Raw genomic sequence first — 20,186 nt, 5'->3', positions numbered from 1 at the left:
GCGTTCCGTGAGGGTGAACCTTCGAACGCACTGAGCATGCCGCGCCCGTCCCGCCCTCGGGTCCGCTCCTACGCTGCCCGCGGTGCCCGCCCGATCAGGGCACCGCCGGAACCCGAGAAACGGAACGATCATGCGTCTTCGTACCACCGCGGCGGGGCTGCTCGCGTCCCTCGCGCTCGTCCTCCCCACGGCCGGCCAGTCCCTGGCCTTCGGCCACGATCCCCACCACGACAGCCTCGGCACCTTCTTCTACCGCTTCACCGACGGGGACGGCGAGGCCCGCACCGGTCAGATCCACCCCGGGGACAACGACACCTGCTACCAGCTCACCCACGCCCAGCGCCACCCGGCGTACGCCGTGAAGAACGAGACGGACTCCATCGCGCTGGTCTACCGCAACGGCAACTGCGGCGGCGAGGCCGAGGAGACGGTGTTCCCGGGCGACCGGGCCCACAACCTCAACGTCCGGTCGGTCTACTTCAAGCCGGTCGACGGGCACCACGGCCGCCACGACGGCGACGACTGGGAGGACGAGGACCGCAGCGCCGGACCGCGCACCGTGCGGGACCGCGCGGGCGACCTCTTCGGCCGGGTCGTCGGCTCACGCGGCTGATCCCCCCCCCCGGCACGACGGGCCCGGCACCCCACGGGGTGCCGGGCCCTTCCGCGTCCCGTCCCTCGGGGCGCATGGAACAGGGCCGCCCGGGGAGGTCTCTCTCCCGGGCGGCCCCGTGATCTAGCGGTTCAGCTCTGGTCCACCGGTGCCCCTCGTGGGGGTCAGAAGGTGAGCTTCCAGCTGTCGATCTTGCCGGTGTCGGCGGAGGCGAGGTCCGCGACACGGAGCTTCCAGACACCCTGGGCGACCTCGGAGGAGGCGTTCACGGTGAAGCTCTGGAGGATGTTGTCCGCGCTGCCGCCGCTGCGGTTGCGCAGGTTGTAGACGGTGCCGTCGGGGGCGACCAGGTCGACCCGCAGGTCACCGACGTACGTGTGCTTGATGTCGACGTCCACCTTGAGGGTGCTCGGGGCGTTGCCCGTGCGGGTCACGGTGATCGGGGACTCGACCGTCGCGTTGTCGTTGATCGCGTAGTCGTTGGTGTTCTCGAAGACGTTCTGCTGGGCGGTGCCGACCGTCCAGGTGAAGGACGCCGTACCCGTCTTGTTCGCCGAGTCGGTCACCGTGACGGTCACGTTGGACGTGCCCGCGGTGGTGGCCGTGCCCGAGATCAGGCCGGTCGAGGAGTTGATCGACAGGCCGGCCGGCAGGCCGGTCGCCGCGTAGCTCAGCGCACCCGGGTTGGTGCTCGTGGCCTGGACCTGCAGGCTCACGGCGGTGTTGATCTGGGTGGTCTGGTTGGCGATCGGGGTGACCGAGACGCCGGAGACGATGCGCGCACCGACGTTGATGCCGGCCCAGGCGTTGGCCACGTTGTTGTACGTGGTCGAGCCCTGGCCGTACAGGTCGGCGGCGGCCTGCAGGGTCGCCGTACGGGCGGCCGCGTAGTTGGTGTTGGACTTGAAGTAGCCCACCGTCAGCGCGCGGAACCAGATCTTCGCGGCGGCGTCACGGCCGATCGCGGTGACCGGGAGGCCGTCCGAGGTCGGGGAGTCGTAGCTGACCCCGTTGATGACCTTGGCGCCGGAGCCCTCGGACATCAGGTAGTAGACGTGGTTGGCCGGGCCCGAGGAGTAGTGGACGTCGATGGAGCCGATGCCCGAGTACCACGCGTCCTTGGAGCCGCCGTCCTTGCTCGGCTTGTCCATGTAGCGCAGCGGCGTGCCGTCGCCATTGATGTCGATCTTCTCGCCGACGAGGTAGTCACCGACGTCGTTGGGGTTGTTCGCGGCGAACTCGACGTTCGCCGCCATGATGTCGGAGGTCGCCTCGTTCAGACCACCGGGCTCACCGCTGTAGGTCATGTTGCCGGTGACCGAGGTGAGGCCGTGGGTCATCTCGTGCGCGGCCACGTCGATGGAGGTCAGCGGGTGGTTGTTGCCCGTGCCGTCGCCGTAGGTCATGCAGAAGCAGGAGTCGTCCCAGAACGCGTTGACGTACGCGTTGCCGTAGTGGACCCGGCTGTACGGGGCCACGCCGTCGTTGCGCAGGCCGTTGCGGCCGTGCACGTTCTTGTAGTAGTCCCACGTCAGCTGCGCACCGTAGGCGGCGTCGGCGCCGGCGGTCTGACGGTTGGAGGGAGAACCGTTGCCCCAGGTGTCGGACGTGCTCGTGAAGAGCGTGCCGGTGCCGGAGCTGCCCCCGTTGAGGTCGTAGGTCTTGTGACCGCCGCGGCCCGCGTCGGTCAGCGTGTAGTTGCTGCCCGACTGCGAGGTGCCCAGGGTGACCTGGCCGCTGTACTCGGTGTTGCCGATGCCCTTTTCGACGGCCTGCCACTCGGTGATCTTCGCGCCGGTCCTGGCGTCGGTGACCACGTGCAGCTTGCTCGGGGTGACGCCGTCGCTCTGGACACCGCCGACGACGGTCTCGTAGGCGAGGACCGGGGCGCCTTCGGCGGCCCAGATCACCTTGCGGGCACCCTGCTCGGCCTTGGCGTCCTTGCCGCCGGCGGCCGACAGCGCGGCGAAGGCGGTGCCTTCGGCGGCCGACGGGGTCACGGTGGCGGAGGTGTCCGCGACCTTGATCTCGTGGTTGGTGGCCTTGGTCACGCTCTTGGTGACACCACCCTTGGCGTGGACCGTCAGGTCGCCGCCGAGGACGGGCAGACCGTTGTAGGTCCGCTCGTAGGTGGTGTGCGTGGTGCCGTCCGCGTCCTTGACCACGTCGCGGACGACGAGCTTCTCGCCGCTGCCGAGACCGAGGGCCTTGGCGGCCTGCACGGTGGTCGAGTTGGCGTCGGCCAGGAGCGTCGCACGCTCCGAAGCGCTGAGTACGAGGTTGGCCGCGCCCGGATTGGGCTGGGCGACCTTGGCGGCCTGCGACGCGGTGACGTCGGCGGTGGCGGTACCGGCCTGTATACCTACGGCGAGCAGGGCTGCCGCGGCTACGAGTGCTCCGGCCGCAGTGGCACGCCTCTGGGGGGTGGAACTCAACGCAGACTCCTTCTGCAAGGGGGGTTCCGGATGGCTGGGTGGGCCTCCGGGCAGATCAGGGCTGATGCGATGAACGGATCGAAGAGTGCCATCAGTTGGCTGTGATGTCAGGGCCGCGTCAAAAGGTTGGCCGGAAACAGTCCGTTGTCCGTAGAGACGTATCCGGTATCCGAACCATTCACCTTCGTGTGGGAAGGAGGGATCCGGGATCCGGAATAGTTGATACCGGTATTTAACGCTTGGGCAACGAGAGGCCTCGTTCACCCGAACGGCATTAAACGTACGGGTGTTTGTCGTACTGTTTCCCGGTGCGACAGATGCCCGTCGCCAGGGGAAGCCACGGGCACGCGCCACCGACATAGACCACGTGCCAGGGGGGCCCATGAGGCATGTCCGTTTTCCTGCGCAAAGAGTGGCCGGAACGGCCGCGGGTGCGGAGGGGACGACAACCGCCCCCGCACGGCGCCTCGGTGACAAGGCCCGGTGGTACCTGCCGGCGGCGGTGACGGCCGACTTCGTCGGGGCCGCGGCACCCGTCGGCCTGGTCTTCGACGCCGCGCAGCAGGCCAGGCCGGTCTCCTGCGCACTCGCCGCCGCCCTCGCGTGGACCGGCGTGCAGGGCCTGCGACGACGTTACTCCTCCCGGACCCTCGGAGAATCCCGCGGAGTGCTGCCCGTCGTGCACGACTGGCTGATTCTGATCGGAATCCTGGCCGTCGCCCGGGTGATGACGGGGGAGGCCACCCCCCGACTGGCCGCCCTCGGGGCGCTGTTGCCCGCCCTGCTCGTCACCGTCGCCTGCCACAAGCTCACCTACCGGCACCTGTCCGCCGCCCGCCGCGAGGCCCAGGCCGTCAGCCGGGTCCTGGTCATCGGCGAGCCCGAGGCCGCCGAGCACGTCATCGCGCACCTCGCCGCGCGCACCGACCACCCGTACGTCGTCGTCGGCGTGGTACCCGTCGGCGACGGCTCCCTGACCAGCGGCGTCCCGGTCGCGGCCCGGCTGGACGCGGGGATGCCCGAGGCCCCGAACGGCGACGGGGCCCCGGTGCTCGGTGCCGTCCGCAGTCACCACGCCGACCTGGTGCTGGTGGCGCCGGGCGCGCGGATCGCGGGGGAGCGGCTGCGCCGGGTGGCCTGGGCCCTGCACGACGAGGGCCTCGAACTGGCCGTGTTCCCCGGGCTGGTGGAGATATCCGTCAAGCGGCTGGAGACCCAGTCCGCGGGCGGACTCGCGGTGCTTCGGGTCGCGCCGCCCGTGGGCCGCGGGGTGCAGACCCTGCTCAAGTCGGTGCTGGACCGCCTCGGCGCCGCCGTCGGACTGCTCCTGCTGTCCCCGCTGTTCCTGGCGGTCGTCCTGGCCATCCGGCTCGGCTCGCGCGGGCCGGCCTTCTACAGCCAGCGCCGCATCGGCCGCGACGGTGAGCCCTTCGTCATGTGGAAGTTCCGCACGATGGTGGTGGACGCCGACCGGCTGAAGGCCGAGCTCACGGGGGCCAACGAGAACGACGGCCTGATGTTCAAGATGCGCCGCGACCCCCGGGTGACCCGGGTGGGCCGCCTGCTGCGCCGTACCTCACTGGACGAACTGCCCCAGCTGGTCAACGTGCTGACCGGCAGCATGTCCCTGGTCGGGCCGCGCCCGCCGCTGCCGGAGGAGGTGGCGGAGTACGACGAGGTCGAGCTGCGCCGGCTCACCGTGCGGCCCGGGATGACCGGCCTGTGGCAGATCAGCGGGAGGTCGGACCTCTCCTGGGACGAAACGATTCAGCTCGATCTCCAGTACGTGGACAACTGGTCGTTCACCAGCGATGTCGACGTGATGGGCCGTACGCTCCGCGCCGTCGTCGACGGTCGCGGAGCGTACTGAGGGCCGTGGTGGAGTCAGTTCTGCCGGCTCTGGTCGAGCCACCAGCGGTAGGTGGCGGCGATGCCGTCCCGCAGCGGGATGCCCGGCTTCCAGCCCAGCGAGGTCAGGCGGGAGACGTCGAGCAGCTTGCGCGGGGTCCCGTCCGGCTTGGACGTGTCCCAGGCGAGCCGGCCCTCGAAGCCGGTCACCTCGGCGACCGTCTCGGCCAGCGCCTTGATGGTCAGGTCGTCGCCGCAGCCGATGTTGACGGGCTCGTCCCCGTCGTAGCGCTCCAGCAGCACCGCGCACGCGGCCGCCAGGTCGTCGACGTGGAGGAACTCTCGGCGCGGGGTGCCGCTGCCCCACAGGGTGACCTCGTCCCGCCCCTCGGCGGCGGCCTCGTGGAAGCGGCGGATGAGGGCGGGCAGGACGTGCGAGGACTCCAGGTCGAAGTTGTCGCCCGGGCCGTAGAGGTTCGTCGGCATGGCCGAGATGTACGAGGCCCCGTACTGCTTGCGGTAGGACTGGACCTGCACGATGCCGGCGATCTTGGCGAGGGCGTACGCCTCGTTGGTGGGCTCCAGCGGGCCCGTCAGCAGCGCGTCCTCGTGGATCGGCTGCGGGGCGTGCTTCGGGTAGATGCAGGAGGACCCGAGGAAGAGCAGGCGGCCCACCCCGGCGGCGTGCGAGCCGGCGATGACGCTGAGCTGGATCCGGAGGTTGTCCTCCAGGAACTGCACCGGGTACGTGCTGTTGGCCATGATCCCGCCGACCTTGGCGGCGGCCAGCACGACCGCGTCGGGGCGCACGTCGCGCAGGTGGGCCTCCGTGGCGGCGGCGTCGCGCAGGTCGAGGTCGGCCCGGCCGCGGGTGAGCACCTCGTGGCCGTCGGCGGTGAGCCGGCGGGCGACCGCGGACCCCACGAGGCCACGGTGTCCGGCGACGAATACGCGGGCGTGCGGGGGCAGGAGCGGCGAACTTGTCATACCGCCGATGATGCCAGTCCGCTGCTGCGGCCTTCCCCGCAACCCGCACTCCGGCCCCGGCCCCAACTGCGCACCCCGGCCCCGGCCTCGGCCCCGGGCCCCGGCCTGGGGCCCCGGCCTCGGGCCCGGATTTCCGGCCGTCGCCGGGCCCGGCAGCGGCGCCCCGGGGGCGAAGGGCGTCCGATCGACGCAGTACGGTGCGTTCCCGCACCTCACACCCCGGCCGACCGGGCCGGACGCAGCCCGACCACGAACGACAGCAACGACAGCAACGACAACCTGGGGGACCCCATGGGCAAGACCGCACTGATCACCGGCGTCACCGGACAGGACGGCTCGTACCTCGCCGAGCTCCTGCTCTCCAAGGGCTACACGGTGCACGGGCTCGTGCGGCGGTCCTCCAGCTTCAACACGGAGCGGATCGACCACGTCTACCAGGACCCGCAGACCGCGAACCGCTCCTTCGTCCTGCACCACGCCGATCTCTCCGACGGCGTGGCCCTGGTGAACCTGCTCCGTGACATACGCCCCGACGAGGTCTACAACCTGGGCGCCCAGTCACATGTCCGGGTCTCCTTCGACGCCCCCCTCTACACGGGCGACGTGACCGGCCTCGGCGCGCTGCGGCTGCTGGAGGCCATCCGGGCCAGCGGTGTGGACACCCGGATCTACCAGGCCTCGTCCTCCGAGATGTACGGCGCGACCCCGCCCCCGCAGAACGAGGGCACCCCCTTCCACCCGCGCAGCCCGTACGGCGCCGCGAAGGTGTTCGCGTACTGGACCACGGTCAACTACCGCGAGGCGTACGACATGTTCGCCGTCAACGGGATCCTCTTCAACCACGAGTCCCCGCGCCGCGGCGAGACCTTCGTGACCCGCAAGATCACCCGCGCGGTCGCCCGCATCAAGGCCGGTCTCCAGGACCACCTCTACCTCGGCAACCTCGACGCCGTCCGCGACTGGGGCTACGCCCCCGAGTATGTGGACGCGATGTGGCGGATGCTCCAGCAGGACGAGCCGACCGACTACGTGGTCGCCACCGGAGTCGCCGCGACGGTCCGCGAGTTCGTGGAGTCCTCCTTCACGCACGCGGGCCTCGACTGGAACGAGCACGTGCGCTACGACCCCAAGTACGAGCGCCCGAGCGAGGTCGACGCGCTCATCGGCGACGCGTCCAAGGCACAGGAGCTCCTTGGCTGGAAGCCGTCGGTCCTCGTGCCGGAACTGGCGCGGATCATGGTGGACGCGGACATCCGTCAGGTCGAGGACCAACTGGCGGGCGCGAGCGTGCGTATCGACCGCTGAGGCCCTGCGCTTCGCCTACGATTTGCCGTGTCCCGGTCATCACCGCGACCTTCCGCGGTCTTGGCCGGGACAAACCTGCCGTATGTCCGAAGTGCGTCTCCCGCGTTGCACCCTGTTGGTTCCAATTTGGTATGCAGGGGGTCAACTGAGGTGACCGGGGCCTCGGGTGAGCCCTAGTCTGCGCCAGTACATATGGCTGTTCGGATAGTTCCAGCCATCAAGCCGGGCGATTGCCCTGGGGGGCTCATGCGTAGATCCAGAGGGCTGACTGCTGCCCTCGCCCTGTCACTGGCCGGCGCCGGTACCGGAATAGGCCTGGTGTTGATGCCCGAGGCCTCCGCCATCACGCCGCCCGTGGCGTTCACCGCCGACGAACTGCCCACGTGGCAGCCGAACGGCGTCGTCTTCGCCATGGAGCAGGTGAACGGCACCGTCTTCGCCGGCGGCACCTTCTCGGCGGTCCGCCCGCCCGACGCCGTGGCCGGTACCGAGCAGGAAGCCGTGAACTTCGTGGCGCTCGACGCCGCCACGGGCAACCCCACCTCCTGCAAGCTGGCCTTCACCGTCGGCGACGGCACCGCGACCGTGCGGGCGCTGGCCGTCTCGAAGGACAAGAAGACCCTCTACGCGGGCGGCTACTTCGGGGCCGTCAACGGCACCCCGGTCTCCAGCCTCGCGGCGATCGACATCGAGACCTGCGCCCCCAAGGCCTCGTTCCACCCGGCCGTCCCCGCCACCGTCCGTGCGCTCGCCGTCACCGACGACACCCTCTACGTCGGCGGCGACTTCGCCGCGGTCGAGGGCCAGACCCGCGAGCGGTTCGCCGCGGTCGACGCCGGCTCCGGCGCGCTCAAGCCCTTCACCGCCAACGCGGACGAGCCGGGCCGTGCGATCCAGGTCAGCAACGACGGCAAGAACGTCCTGCTCGGCGGCGACTTCTTCTCGGTCAACGGCTCCAACACGCACGCCCTGGCCGTGGTCGACGCGACCACCGGCGCGGTCGCCAAGACCTACTCCACCATCCCCTCCAACTCGGTGGTCAAGCACATCGCGGCCGACGCGACGGGCTACTACACCGGCAACGAGGGCTCGGGCGGCGGTGTCTTCGACGGCCGCATCGGCCTCGACACCGGCTTCAACGAGAAGTGGCGCGACCGCTGCCTGGGCGCCACCCAGTACGTGCTGCCGTACGACGGCGTGCTCTACAGCTCCTCGCACGCCCACGACTGCTCGCTGGAGGGCCAGTTCCCCGACGGCAAGCGCAACTTCCTGCTGGCCCAGCAGACCGACCACAAGGGTGCCGCCCCCGCGCCCGTGGACGGTTTCGTGCCGAGCCCGCCGAAGCTCGGATGGCACCCCACCGCGAACGACGGCATCGGCGAGGGCATCGGCCCGCGCGTCATGTCGATCGCGGAGAAGAACGACGTCAAGTACATGTGGGTCGGCGGTGAGTTCACCCTCATCAACGGCCGCGCGCAGCAGGCCCTGACCCGCTTCGCCTCCACCGGCGACGTCGGCGCCCCCACCACCCCGCTCGCCAGCGTCGGCAGCGTCAAGCCCGGTGAGGTCCAGGTCCGCTGGCGCACCAGCTACGACCAGGACGACAGCAAGCTGACGTACCGGATCTACCGCAACGGCTCGGGCACCCCGATCGCCACGGTCTCGGCCGACTCCCTGGAGTGGGAGCGCCCGCAGGCCTCCTGGACCGACACCACCGTCAAGGCGGGCCAGGCCTACAGCTACCGGGTGACCGCCACCGACGGCGCGGGCAACACCAGCGCCCTGTCGGCGAACGTCTCCGTGACCGTCCCGACCTCGGTCCAGGCCTACCCGGACAAGGTCCGCGCGGACGGCGCCAACCTCTACTGGCGCTACGACGACACCGTCAGCCCGTACGTGGCCGACTCCTCGGTGTCCGGCAACACCAGCGGCATCCAGGTGGGCGCCCCGGCCCTGGGCCAGAGCCCCGGCGCCATCACCGGCACCAGCACGGCGATGGGCTTCAACGGCACCAGCCAGCAGGTGTACAGCGACCACCGCCAGACGGTCGGCGCCTCGTACTCCATCGAGACCTGGTTCAAGACCGGCACCACGCGCGGCGGCAAGCTGATCGGCTTCGGCAACAACACGGTCAACAGCAGCGGCTCGTACGACAAGCAGATCTACATGACCAACACCGGTCGTCTGATCTTCGGCGTCTACAACGGCTCCACCCGCACCATCTCCACCGGGCTGTTCGAGACGTACAACGACAACAAGTGGCACCACGTCGTCGGTACGCAGGGCCCCGGCGGCATGACGCTGTACGTCGACGGCCAGAACAAGGGCACGAACAGCGCCACGAACTCCACCTCGTACGCCGGTTTCTGGCACGTGGGCGGCGACAACCTCAGCAGCTGGCCGACCCGTCCGACCAGCAACTTCTTCGCCGGTTCCATCGACGAGACGGCCGTCTACCCGTCGGCGCTGACCCAGGCCCAGGTCAAGTCCCACTTCGACCTGGCCAAGGCCGCCGTCGACACGGTCTCCAAGGTCGTCGCGACCGAGGACACCTACATCAACCAGGGCGCCCCGAGCACCGCCTACGGCACCTCCACCCAGCTCGCGGTGCGCGGTACCTCGGCGTACGAGTCGTACCTGCGCTTCACCCTCCCGGCGGCTCCGTCCGGGCAGGTCCTGAAGAGCGCCTCCCTCCAGTTCAAGACCTCCACGCAGGCCGGGGCCGGCACCGCCGACACCGTCTCCGTGGTCCCGGTCACCGGTACCTGGAGCGGCACCGGCACGACGTTCAACACCAAGCCCACCCTCGGCACCACCGCGCTCGGCTCCATCTCGGGCGTGCCGGACGGTTCGGCCGTCCAGAACGTCGAGCTGGACACCACCGCCATCTCCGCCGTGCTGGGCAGCAGCTACAGCCTCGGCCTGACGAGCACGGGCACCGACGCGATGTGGCTGTGGTCCGCGGAGTCGACGGCCGCGGACGCCGCTCCGCAGCTGATCCTCACCTTCGGCCCGAAGTAACCGCCTGACGGCGTACGGGGCCCGGCCGGCACACGGCGGGCCCCGTACGCCTTTCCGACCCCGTAGGGGAGCCACCTGATGTACCGACGCTCCGCCGCGGCCGCCGTCCTCCTGGCCGCCGCCCTGACGCTGACCGCCTGCAGTTCCGACGGCGACGGCAAGGCCGCCGCCGACGCGGCGGGCAAGCCGAAGCCGCCGGCCTCCAGCCCGGTCCCCGACCCGGCGGACGCCTCCACGGCGCCCACCGCGGCCGCCTCCCCCGACGCCAAGCCGACGGGACCGGTCCTGCCGGACGCCAGGCTGACCCCCAAGACGGGCAGCTTCAAGGCGAACGAGAAGCAGTACCTGAGCGGACGCGTCCCGGAGAAGACGGACCCGGCGGCCGTCCTGCAGACCGGTCAGGAGACCTGCCAGCGGGTGGAGCGCACCGCCAAGCGGGACAAGGACGCGGCGGCCGCGGCCATCATCTCCGGGGACGTCACCGGGGCGAAGGACGCCATCGAGTTCCTGTGCCCGGAGCAGAAGCCGGTGCTGGCGGTGGCGGAGAAGGGCTTCGGGGACTCCCCCCGGACCGTCCCGGCCCCCGGTACCTACCGGGCGCTGACCCAGAGCACCACCTGCACCTGGGAGGCGAGGGGCAAGGACGGCGCGGTCCTGGCCTCGGGCCCCGAGACCCCGCCCAAGGCCGGTGACCGGATCACGGCCACCGTCCCGGCCGGCACCACCGAGTTCCGCTCGACGGGCTGCTACGCCTGGGTGCCCGCGTAACACCCCCGGCCCGTACGGACGGACGCCGCCGCCGCACCCGACCCGGGTGCGACGGCGGCGTTTTCGTGTTCCGTGCCGGGGTATCCGCGGGCTCACAAGCCCAACAGCCGGGAGGCGAACGTTATGCGCGGCATCGGCGGTTGTATCGCCCTGATCGTGGTGGGAGCCATCCTCACCTTCGCGAGCGACTGGCAGATGGAGAGCGTCAACCTCGACCTGGTGGGCGTGATCATGATGGTGGCGGGCGCGGTGGGCCTCGGCGTCTACGCGAGCGTCCTCAAGCGCCGCCGCGCGCTGGGCGTCCCGGTGGTGGAGGAACGGCGCGACACCCTCTGAGCCCGCGTGGCGGCCCGGCTCAGCGCGTGATGCCCCCGTAGATCCCGAGGAGGGTGTCGAGGACCGAGTCCATCGAGAAGGAGGCCGCGGCCAGTTCGCGGGCCGCCTTCGAGGCCGCCGCGTTCGCGGCGGGCTCCAGCAGGTCGAGGACGGCCCCGGCGACGCCCGCCGGGCCCGGCTCCACCGCACGGCCCGCGCCCGCCGCCGCGATGTCGCGGGCCAGGCCGTTGGAGTGGGTCACCACCGGCGGGACCCCGACCGCCAGGGCCTCCAGGACCGACATGGGGAACGGCTCGTCCACCGACGGCAGTACGTAGACGTGGGCCCGGCGCAGCTCCGCGAGCACCTCGGCGCCGGACAGGGCCCCGGGCACCGTGAAGCGGTCCGACAGCCCCAGGGCGGTGATCCGGGCGCGGACCGCCGCCAGCTCCCCCTCGTCCGGGCCCGCCACCACGAAGTGGGCGTCCGGGTGGGAGGCGAGCACGGCGGGCGCCGCGTCCACGAAGTCGACGGGCCGCTTGCGGGCCTGGAGCCGCGCGGAGTACAGCACGCGCGGCGGGCCGGACAGGGGCGGCCGCTCCTCCTGCGCCGGGGTGCCGTTGACCAGGCGGACGGTACGCACCGACGGCCCGCCCACCACCGCCTCCAGCCCCGCCCGCTCGTGCGGGGTCAGGTACAGCACGGCGTCGGCCCCGCGCAGCAGACGGCGTACCGCCACCGCGTCGAGCACCTTGGCCAGCAGCTTGTCGCTCGGGTCCACCATCCCGTGGGTCTGCAGCACCAGCGGCTTGCCCGCCCGCAGCGCGGCGAGGGCCACGGGCAGGGTCACCAGGTCCCGGGCGAGGTGGACGTGGACCAGATCGGCCGCCCGCACCAGCCGGCCCGCCGACGCCAGCAGGGCCGGCGAGGTCATCCCGCTGAAGCCGAGCGGCAGGATCCGCCGGGCCGGGAACAGCCTGGCGGGCACCCCCTCCACGGAGTCCGGCCACGGGTCGAAGCCCTCGCCCAGCGCCAGCAGCCGGGCCTCGTGGCCGCGCTCCCGCAGCCCCTTGGCCAGGTTCAGCGCCACCCGCACCGGCCCGCCGAAGGCGTGCGAGGGGGAGTGCAGGGTGACGGCGTGCAGGACCTTGCGCGCGGCGCTCACTTGGGCTCCTCCACCGGGCGGCGACGCCCGTCCTGGGTCTGCAGGGTCAGCTCCGGCAGGTCCTTGTGGACCACGGACCCGGCGCCCGCCACCGCGCACCGCCCGACGGTCACGCCCGCCAGCACGGTCGCCCGTACGGCCACCCACGCGCCGTCCTCGACCACGATCGGGGCGTTGCGGTAACGGAAGTCGGCGGCGCGGTGGTCGTGCGAGCCGGTGCACAGCAGCGACTCCTGCGAGAGGCACACGTTCGCGCCTATGGTCACCGGCTCCAGGTTCAGCAGCCAGGCGCCCTCGCCGATCCAGGTGTGGTCCCCGACGGTCAGCTTCCACGGCCACAGCACGCGCACCCGGTGGCGGATCAGCACCCCCTCGCCGATCCGCGCCCCGAACGCCCGCAGCAGCGCGACCCGCAGCCGGGCCGGGCAGAACCACGCCATGAACAGCGTGTTCATCACCGCGAACCACAGGGCCTGGGTCAGCAGACCGCGCCCCTTGTCGTAGCCGGCCAGCGTGAAGGCAGGAAGATCACGCAACAGTCGCCCCTCGTCGTCCACCCCGACGCGCCTCCCCGGGCGCGGAACGCTCAGACTAGACTGCGCGCGGATCACGCACAGGGGTGGGGGCAACAGTGGTGACGGACGTACGCGAACCCTCGGTCGCCCCCGAACGGCCCCTGCTCCTCGACGAGTCGCAGTGGGGGCGGGTGACCACCCCGCGCACCCTTCTCTCCCGTGCGCTCTCGGTCCCCCTCGCCCTCGGGTTCACCGTCTTCCTGCCGTTCGTCGTCGCCGCCCAGTCCGGCGACGGCCAGCGCGACGCCGCCTTCTGGCTGCAGCTGCTGCTGGCCATGTACGCGGGCGCGCGGCTCTCGGCCATGGTGCTGACCAGCCGCCGCAAGCTGCTGCAGGGTTCCTTCTGGCTGTTCGTGTACATGGCCATGGGCGTGGCCCCCCTCGCCCAGGCCGTCCTCGGCCGGGTCCCCACGCCGGTCGTCGGCCCCCGCTCCGACCTCACCGTCGCCATCGGCCTGGTGCTGCTGGGCTGTACGGCCTTCGACGTCGGCGTGCTGCTGGCCCGTCACCGGCCCGCCGCGCGCCGGGCCGGCGGCGCCCGCAAGGAGCCGAGGCCGGTGATGGTCCACCGGCGGCGCCTCCAACTCCTCACCCTGTTCGCCTTCCTGGGCAGCGCGGCGTTCATCGTGAAGCTGGGGGGACCGGCGGTCTTCTTCTCCAGCCGCCAGGAGATCATCGCGGGCATCCAGGAGGCGGGCGTCTCCAACGGCGACGGCCAGGCCGGCCAGGCCCTGCTGCGGGGCTTCGGCACCGTCCCGGCCCTGCTCGCCCTGCTCCTGTACACGCGCTGGCTGATCACCTCGAAGTACGCCCGCCGCAAGGTCTCGGTCATCGCCACGACGGGTGCGCTCGCCGCCCTGAACCTGATCGTCAACAACCCCGTCTCGAACCCGCGCTACTGGTTCCTCACCGTCCTGTTCGCGCTGCTCTTCACCGTCTTCCCGGTGAGCGCCGCGATGTACCGGGTGGCCCTGTCGATGGCGGTGGTGGTCGCCCTGCTCGTCTTCCCCTTCGCGGACCGCTTCCGCTACGACGAGAAGAACTACAAGCCCGTCGAGACGACCTCGTTCCTGGAGCCCATGGCGCTCAAGGACTACGACCAGATCGGCATGTTCGCCAACACCATCACCTTCTCCAACTCCGGCCCCGGCCACTTCTACGGCCGCCAGCTCGCCGGATCCGTCTTCTTCGCGGTGCCCCGCTCGGTGTGGCCGGGCAAGCCGCGCGACACGGGCGTGATGGTCGGCCAGTGGATGGGCACGGTCAACACCAACCTCTCCTCCCCGATCTGGGCGGAACTGTGGCTCGACTTCGGGCCGCTGGGCATGGGCGCCGGGCTCCTCGCCATGGGCTACGCCGCCGCCCGCGTCGACCGCCGGTACGCCAAGCGCGCCACGCGGCGCTCCCCGCCGGGCAGCCTGATCTCCACCGTGGTCCCGCTGGTCGCCGGGTACTCCTTCATCCTGCTGCGCGGCCCGCTCCTGCAGGCGTCCGGGCGCGTGGCCATCGCCGGGATGTGCCTCGCGCTCGTGGCCACGTACCGCCACGACAAGGGGACGACCCTGCGCTGACCGGTGCGGTCCCGGCCGAGGTGACCCCTTCCTGCCCGGCGGCGCCCGGCGGGGTTCAGGCGGCGGTCGCGACCTCGGGGGCGGGGGTCTCCAGCCGGGCCACCCGCAGCCAGCCCGCGGCCGCCTTGGCCGCCGAGCCCAGGGCCAGGCCCCAGGCGGCTCCGGCCACGCCCCACAGCGCGTACCCGCCCAGCAGCAGGGCCACCGACAGCAGGGAGAAGACGATCTGGAGGGAGAGGGTGGCCTTCGGGTTCAGCACCCGCAGCGTCAGCAGGGCGCAGGTCCCCAGTCCCATCACCGCGTACTGCGCGCCCGTCGCCGGGAGCAGCGCGGCGGCCGCCGCCCAGGTGTCGCCGAGCAGATGGCGGCCCAGCCGGTCGGGCAGCGCGTACAGGACGGCCGCCCAGCCGGCCCCGAGCACGGCGAGGGCGGCGCCCATCAGGGCGGTCAGCCGGACCACGCCCCGCTTGCCGGAGGCCCGGCCGACCACCGGCGGCCCGAAGGCGTTCGCCGAGTTGAACAGCACGTTCAGCGGACCGAAGAGGGTGGTCGCACCGCGCAGCGCGCCGACGGCCAGCGGGGTCGCGAACGCCCCGAGCCCGAGCACCGCCAGCTGGCTGGAGCCGTTGCCGACGGCGAACTCGACCACGAACCGCTGCCCGAGGTGCCCGCGCCGCAGGTACGGGCGCAGGTCGGCCCGCGCCCCCCGCACGTGGGGCCGCAGCAGCCACAGGCCCAGACCCAGCGCGGGCAGCGCCGACAGCCCCCACACCAGCACCAGCCGCCCGGCCGAGGCCCCGGCCGGCTGCGCCGCCAGCGCCGCGACCACGCACAGCAGCCGCAGCGAGTCCGCGGCCAGCGCCCGCTGGGGCACCCGCAGCGCGGAGAAGCAGTAGCGCAGGCCGTCCTGGACGAGGACCGGCGCCAGGACGAGGCCCAGGGCGAGGAAGGCCCGCCCGGCGTCCCCGGCCAGGGCCAGGCCCACCACCGCCAGCAGCAGCCCGGCCACCGCCGACGCGGCCGCGGTGAACAGCACGGAGGAGCGGCACACCGTCGCGAGCCGCCCGCCCTTCTCCAGGACCACGGTCTGGCCGACGTAGGCCATGTTGAGGCCGAGGAGCACGCTGAAGGTCACGTACACCATCGAGAAGTCGGCGAAGCCGGACGCCGAGGAGAGCCGGGCCGCCAGGACCAGCACCAGGATGTTCGTGGCGCTGGAGGCGGCCTGGTCGAGGACGGAGGCGACGGCGCCGAGGCCCCGCCGGCTCACCGCCGGCCCGTACGGACCGTGCGCAGGGCGACGGTGTCGCTGCCGTCGCCCGCGATCTGCTCCCCGAGGTCGGCGGGCTGCCGGGTCAGCGGCTGCGGGGCGGGCGCCGGGCCCGCGCCGGAGGCCGCCGCGGCCTTCTTCGAGGCGCCGCGCCCGCCGCGCTTCTCCGTGGCCAGGGGCGTGTGCAGGACGGCGCCGAGCACGGTGCCGCCCGCGCCGCCGATGAGCTCGCGGATCCGCGACAGGTCGCTGCGGTGCACCGCGCGCGGGTCGCAGACGACCAGGACTCCGTCGACGCGGTCGACGAGGGCGAGGGCGTCGGCGTAGGAGAGCACCGGCGGGGCGAGGACCACGACGGTGGAGTTGGGGGAGTCGGCCTCGGAGATCAGCCGGGTGGCGCGCGGGGAGGTCAGCGCGCGGGGGACGTTGCGCGCCCGCTCGCCGGGGATCAGGTCGAAGGAGCCCGACTCGCCCGCGTCCACCACCAGCTGCCGGCCGTCGGGCCAGTCGGCGTCCGGGCCGGCCGCGGCGGCGCCCGGCTGGCTCCAGCGGGGCCGCGCGCCCGCGTCGGTGGGCAGCTGGCTGGCCAGCACGGGGGTGCGCAGGTCGGCCTCGATGAGCAGGACGTCCTTGCCGGTCTCGGCGAAGGAGGCGGCGAGGTTCACGGCCACCGCGGCGGCGGTCTCGCTGCTGCCGCGCGGGGCGACCACCAGCAGGCGGCGCCGGTCGGCGAAGCGGGAGTCGTAGGCGAGCCGGAAGGCCACCGAACGGTACTCCTCGGCCAGCCGGGGATCGGCCTCACCGGCCGCGAGCAGCGGTCCGCCGCCGGTCTTGTCCCGTGGCAGGGAGCCCAGGACGGGGGCCCGCAGCGCCCGCGCCACGTCGCCCTCGGAGCGCGGCGCCGGGTCGAAGACGAGGCGTACCCAGGCGGCGAGCAGACCGAGTGCGAGGCCCACGGCCGCGCCGAGCGCGAGCGACATGGGGATGCCCGGACCGTCGGGCGCGGCGGGCGGGGTGGCGGGGCTGGTGACCCGGCCGGGGGTCATGTCCAGGGCCGCGAGCTTGGCTATGTTGCCGTTGAGGGTGTTGACCTTGCTCTGCAGGTCGGTCTTGGAGGACAGCGCCGAGTCGCGGGCCGTTCCGGCGGGCAGGTTGTTGGCCTGCCGGGCCGTCTCGTCGAGCTGCTTGGCGACCGGGTCGCGCTGGTCCTCGTAGCCCTTGACCATCTTGTCGCGGGTGGCGTCGAGGGCCTCCTGCCGCTTGAGCAGGTAGGCGGCGGTCATCGCGTTCGCCCGCTTGGCGGCCTCCTTGGGGGAGGCCGAGGTGTAGGTGAAGCGGAGCACCATCGTCTGCGGCGGGTTGGTCACCTGGAGGCCGCCGCGCAGCGCGGCGAAGTCCTTGTCGGCGATGCCCAGCTTCTTCGCCGCCTGCTCGGCCGTGGAGCTGGAGAGCGCGACCTGGCGTTCGGAGCCGATGTTGATGGCCTTGTCGGGGGCCAGGCTCGGGTTGAACGGGTCGTCGGTGGGGGCGCGCAGGACGACGTCGGCGGTCGCGACATAGGTGTCCGCGGTGGAGATGCCGAGGTAGACGCCGCCCAGCAGGCCGATGCCCACGCCCGCGCCGAGGAGCCGGCGGTAGCGCAGGAGCTGCTTGAACTGGTCCCGCAGCAGGTCCGGCTCGTCGTCGGCCGGGGCCGCTGCCGGGCGGTTCGTCTCGGTCACGGCTGGAGACCCCCAAGTGCTTCGTCGATCAGTGCGTCGATGCGGGCCAGGCCCGCCTCACGGCTCAGGTGGGCCGCCACGTGGACGGGCCCGGCGGCGCCCAGCGCGTCCGCGCCCTCGGGGTCCTCGGCCAGGGCCCGTACGGCCTTCAGCAGGGCCGCGGGGTCCTCCGGGGGTACGAGCACCCCCGCGCCGGAACGTTCCACCTCCTGGGCGGTCCCGCCCTCGGCCGCGACGGACGCGACGACGGGCCGGCCGGCCTGGAAGTAGGAGGTCAGCTTGGACGGGACGCTCATGTCGAGCACGGCCGCGTGCTGGGTGACCGCGAGGACGTCCGCCGCCGCGAGGATATCGGGGAACTCCCCGTCGGCGGCAGGGGGGATGATGTCCAGGTTCGGCACGTCGGCCGAGAGGTCGGCGAGGGCCGCGCGCTGGCTGCCGTCGCCCATGAGGACGAAACGGACCTGCGGGTCGAGCCGGGCCGCGCCGACGAGGACGTCGAGGCCCTGCTTGAGGCCCATGTTCCCGGAGTGCAGCACCACGGTCTGGCCGGGTGCCCAGCCGAGGTGACGGCGGGTCTCCCCGCGCGGCTTGGTGGGCTGCGGCACGTGGGACCAGTTGGGGACCAGCCGGATCCGCTTCGGGTCCACGCCCATGCCGACGACCCGGTCCACGAAGGTCTCGTGGATGACGCCGACCAGGGTGGCGCGCCCCAGGGCGTACGCCTCCGCGCGCCCGGCGAACGCGGCGGCCTTGTCGCCGCCGCTGATCCCGCTCTGCGCGGCCGCGGCCCCCATCAGGTCCTGGACGACCGGGACGTAGGGGACCTTCCACTTCGCCGCGAGCCGGGCGGCGAGCACCCCGCCGGCCAGGCTGGGCATCTGGGCCAGGATCGCGTCCGGCTTCGGCATCCGGGGCGGGGCCACCGCGCCGTGCAGCAGAATCGATCCTTCAAAAAGGGCCCGGCGGACGGCGGTCTGACGCGGCGGCACCGTGTGCGCGCGCCGGTGCACGGTGACCCCCGCACGCTGCTCCGTGCGCCGCAGCGCCCCCTTGTACTCCGGCTCGACCGACCAGGCCGGATAGTGCGGCATGCCCGCCAACACATGCGTCTCGTGGCCGATTTCGGCCCAGTGCTCCGCGATCTGGGTGGCGTACGGGCCTATGCCCGCGTGCTCCGGGGCGTAGTTGGTGGAAACCAGCAGCAGGCGCCGGTGACCGGATGTGGACACTGAACGTCCCCTTCTCCCCTGGATGATGCGCACGTCACCCTATTCGTTCACCCACAGGGTGCGGAACGTGCACGCTATTGTCTGCTAATCCGCCGCACCGGGGGGTGCGGCCGCTGGGGGGTAACTGATGACGGAGTACGACATGTCCGAGCCCGTTTCGGCGGCGCGCAGGCCGTACCGGGTGGGTTACGCGCCCGGAGCCTACGACCTCTTCCACATCGGACACCTCAACATCCTGCGCCACGCCCGCAGCCGGTGCGACTACCTGGTCGCCGGTGTGGTCTCGGACGAGATGGCCGAACTGGCCAAGGGCCGCCGCCCGATGATCCCGCTGGTGGAACGGCTGGAGATCGTCCGCAGCGTCAAGTACGTCGACGCGGCCTTCGTCGAGACGGTCCCCGACAAGGTCGAGACCTGGAAGCAGGTCCGCTTCGACGTGATCTTCAAGGGCGACGACTGGCGGGGCACCCCCAAGGGCGACCGGCTGGAGCGGGACTTCGCCGCCCACGGGGTCGACGTCGTCTACTTCCCCTACACCGTCCACACGTCCAGCACCCAGCTGCGCCGGGCCCTGGACGCGCTCGCCCAGCCCCAGGCCGAACCCCTCACCGCCGAACGGCGCTGAGCTCCCGGAACCACTTCGCCAGGAACGCCAGCAGGAACAGCGTGGCCACCGCGCCCAGGCCCGCGTACGCCCAGCGGAACAGCGCCCCGCCGCCGAGCAGCAGGAACACCAGGCAGAACACCCCGTAGTCCACGGGCAGCAGGGCCACGGCCCGCAGGGTCGACGGCGCCGCGGCAGGGCTGCCCGGGGCGGGCTTCGGCTTGAGCTTCTCGGTCAGCAGACCGCCGAAGAAGGTGACGACCGAGGCGAACTGGAAGCCCAGCGGCACCAGCAGCCAGCCGTCGGAGCCGGTCCCGTACTCCTCCGGGAAGCGGTAGAAGGCGATCAGCACACAGGCGTGCAGGGCGGTCAGCTTGGCGGCGTCCACGACGTGGTCGAGCCACTCGCCCGCCGCGCTGCCGCCCCCGCGCAGCCGGGCCAGCTGCCCGTCGGCGGAGTCGAAGGCGAAACCGACCGCGAGCGCGGCCCACACGGCGACGCCCAGCCCCCAGGAGGGCGCGGCCAGCGCGACGGCCGCCACGGCGGCGAAGCTGAAGGCGGCGCTGACCAGCGTCACCTGGTTCGGCGTGAGCCCGAGCGCGTACGATCCGGCGGCCAGGTACCGCCCGGCGGGCCGGTTGACGAAGCGCGAATAGAGCGACACCCCCTTGGCCGACTTCTGCGCCCCGCGCAGTTCCAGCAGCGCGGTCCCGACTCTCGCCATGCGTTCCCCTGATCCCCGGCGATGGCACACGT

The 20,186-nt window shown here is 72.2% G+C and carries 16 protein-coding genes; 8 read left to right on the top strand and 8 right to left on the bottom strand.

Annotated features, from left to right (window positions below; all coding sequences use genetic code 11):
• The first annotated feature begins 130 nt into the window (after positions 1–130).
• Positions 131–613 (top strand): hypothetical protein, encoded by a 483-nt coding sequence (locus SLAV_RS12460; RefSeq protein WP_030235960.1) that lies wholly within the window; start codon positions 131–133, stop codon positions 611–613.
• Positions 614–777: 164 nt separating this feature from the next.
• Here the strand turns inward: SLAV_RS12460 and SLAV_RS12455 are convergent, their stop codons facing one another.
• Positions 778–3,048, bottom strand: a complete 2,271-nt coding sequence (locus tag SLAV_RS12455; protein ID WP_030235961.1) for a M4 family metallopeptidase — start codon at positions 3,046–3,048, stop codon at positions 778–780.
• A gap of 382 nt (positions 3,049–3,430) precedes the next feature.
• On the opposite strand from SLAV_RS12455, the gene SLAV_RS12450 reads away from it, so the two are divergent.
• The gene (locus SLAV_RS12450; RefSeq protein ID WP_030235963.1) at positions 3,431–4,918 is read left to right on the top strand and encodes a sugar transferase; all 1,488 of its coding nucleotides are present in this window, start codon (positions 3,431–3,433) and stop codon (positions 4,916–4,918) included.
• Positions 4,919–4,932: 14 nt separating this feature from the next.
• Here SLAV_RS12450 and SLAV_RS12445 read toward each other — a convergent pair whose 3' ends face one another.
• Complete coding sequence (locus SLAV_RS12445) at positions 4,933–5,883, bottom strand: GDP-L-fucose synthase family protein (protein ID WP_030235964.1); 951 nt, start codon at positions 5,881–5,883, stop codon at positions 4,933–4,935.
• Between the two features lie 291 nt (positions 5,884–6,174).
• On the opposite strand from SLAV_RS12445, the gene gmd reads away from it, so the two are divergent.
• The 4 genes from gmd (at position 6,175) to SLAV_RS12425 (ending at position 11,313) form a co-directional block, all read left to right on the top strand.
• On the top strand, positions 6,175–7,188 hold the full coding sequence (gene gmd / locus SLAV_RS12440) for a GDP-mannose 4,6-dehydratase (RefSeq protein ID WP_030235965.1): 1,014 nt from the start codon (positions 6,175–6,177) through the stop codon (positions 7,186–7,188).
• A 246-nt stretch (positions 7,189–7,434) separates the two neighbouring features.
• Positions 7,435–10,209 carry a CBM96 family carbohydrate-binding protein gene (locus SLAV_RS12435; RefSeq protein ID WP_030235966.1) on the top strand — a complete coding sequence of 925 codons (2,775 nt, stop codon included), beginning with the start codon at positions 7,435–7,437 and terminating at the stop codon, positions 10,207–10,209.
• Positions 10,210–10,287: 78 nt separating this feature from the next.
• Positions 10,288–10,977: a hypothetical protein gene (locus SLAV_RS12430; protein ID WP_030235967.1), complete on the top strand. Its 690-nt coding sequence runs from the start codon at positions 10,288–10,290 to the stop codon at positions 10,975–10,977.
• A 123-nt stretch (positions 10,978–11,100) separates the two neighbouring features.
• A complete protein-coding gene (locus SLAV_RS12425; RefSeq protein ID WP_030235969.1) occupies positions 11,101–11,313 on the top strand; it encodes a hypothetical protein in 213 nt (70 codons plus the stop codon).
• 19 nt (positions 11,314–11,332) lie between these two features.
• Here the strand turns inward: SLAV_RS12425 and SLAV_RS12420 are convergent, their stop codons facing one another.
• Together SLAV_RS12420 and SLAV_RS12415 are read right to left on the bottom strand one after the other, a co-directional pair.
• Positions 11,333–12,457 (bottom strand): glycosyltransferase, encoded by a 1,125-nt coding sequence (locus tag SLAV_RS12420; protein WP_030235971.1) that lies wholly within the window; start codon positions 12,455–12,457, stop codon positions 11,333–11,335.
• A complete protein-coding gene (locus SLAV_RS12415) occupies positions 12,454–12,993 on the bottom strand; it encodes a WcaF family extracellular polysaccharide biosynthesis acetyltransferase (RefSeq protein ID WP_030235974.1) in 540 nt (179 codons plus the stop codon). The genes SLAV_RS12420 and SLAV_RS12415 overlap by 4 nt, the downstream gene beginning before the upstream one ends.
• 98 nt (positions 12,994–13,091) lie before the next feature.
• On the opposite strand from SLAV_RS12415, the gene SLAV_RS12410 reads away from it, so the two are divergent.
• On the top strand, positions 13,092–14,603 hold the full coding sequence (locus SLAV_RS12410) for a hypothetical protein (RefSeq protein ID WP_030235977.1): 1,512 nt from the start codon (positions 13,092–13,094) through the stop codon (positions 14,601–14,603).
• A 55-nt stretch (positions 14,604–14,658) separates the two neighbouring features.
• On the opposite strand, the gene SLAV_RS12405 is transcribed toward SLAV_RS12410, so the two are convergent.
• Genes SLAV_RS12405 through SLAV_RS12395 form a run of 3 tightly spaced genes read right to left on the bottom strand, consistent with a single transcriptional unit; the run spans position 14,659 to position 18,796 of the window.
• Positions 14,659–15,873 (bottom strand): MATE family efflux transporter, encoded by a 1,215-nt coding sequence (locus SLAV_RS12405; RefSeq protein WP_030235980.1) that lies wholly within the window; start codon positions 15,871–15,873, stop codon positions 14,659–14,661.
• Complete coding sequence (locus SLAV_RS12400) at positions 15,870–17,594, bottom strand: LPS biosynthesis protein (protein WP_030235984.1); 1,725 nt, start codon at positions 17,592–17,594, stop codon at positions 15,870–15,872. The genes SLAV_RS12405 and SLAV_RS12400 overlap by 4 nt, the downstream gene beginning before the upstream one ends.
• Entirely contained in the window at positions 17,591–18,796 is a 1,206-nt protein-coding gene (locus SLAV_RS12395) for a glycosyltransferase family 4 protein (protein WP_051841261.1), read from the bottom strand. Before SLAV_RS12395 ends, SLAV_RS12400 begins: the two co-directional genes overlap by 4 nt.
• A 172-nt stretch (positions 18,797–18,968) precedes the next feature.
• On the opposite strand from SLAV_RS12395, the gene SLAV_RS12390 reads away from it, so the two are divergent.
• Positions 18,969–19,451: an FAD synthase family protein gene (locus SLAV_RS12390; RefSeq protein WP_030235990.1), complete on the top strand. Its 483-nt coding sequence runs from the start codon at positions 18,969–18,971 to the stop codon at positions 19,449–19,451.
• On the opposite strand, the gene SLAV_RS12385 is transcribed toward SLAV_RS12390, so the two are convergent.
• Entirely contained in the window at positions 19,432–20,154 is a 723-nt protein-coding gene (locus SLAV_RS12385; RefSeq protein ID WP_030235992.1) for a CDP-alcohol phosphatidyltransferase family protein, read from the bottom strand. The two genes, SLAV_RS12390 and SLAV_RS12385, sit on opposite strands and share 20 nt — an antisense overlap.
• Between the last annotated feature and the right edge of the window lie 32 nt (positions 20,155–20,186).

The organism is Streptomyces lavendulae subsp. lavendulae (assembly GCF_002803845.1).
Taxonomy (GTDB): Bacteria; Actinomycetota; Actinomycetes; order Streptomycetales; family Streptomycetaceae; genus Streptomyces; species Streptomyces lavendulae.
Note: the sequence above shows the minus strand (reverse complement) of the source record. Positions and strands in the feature narration are given on the sequence as shown.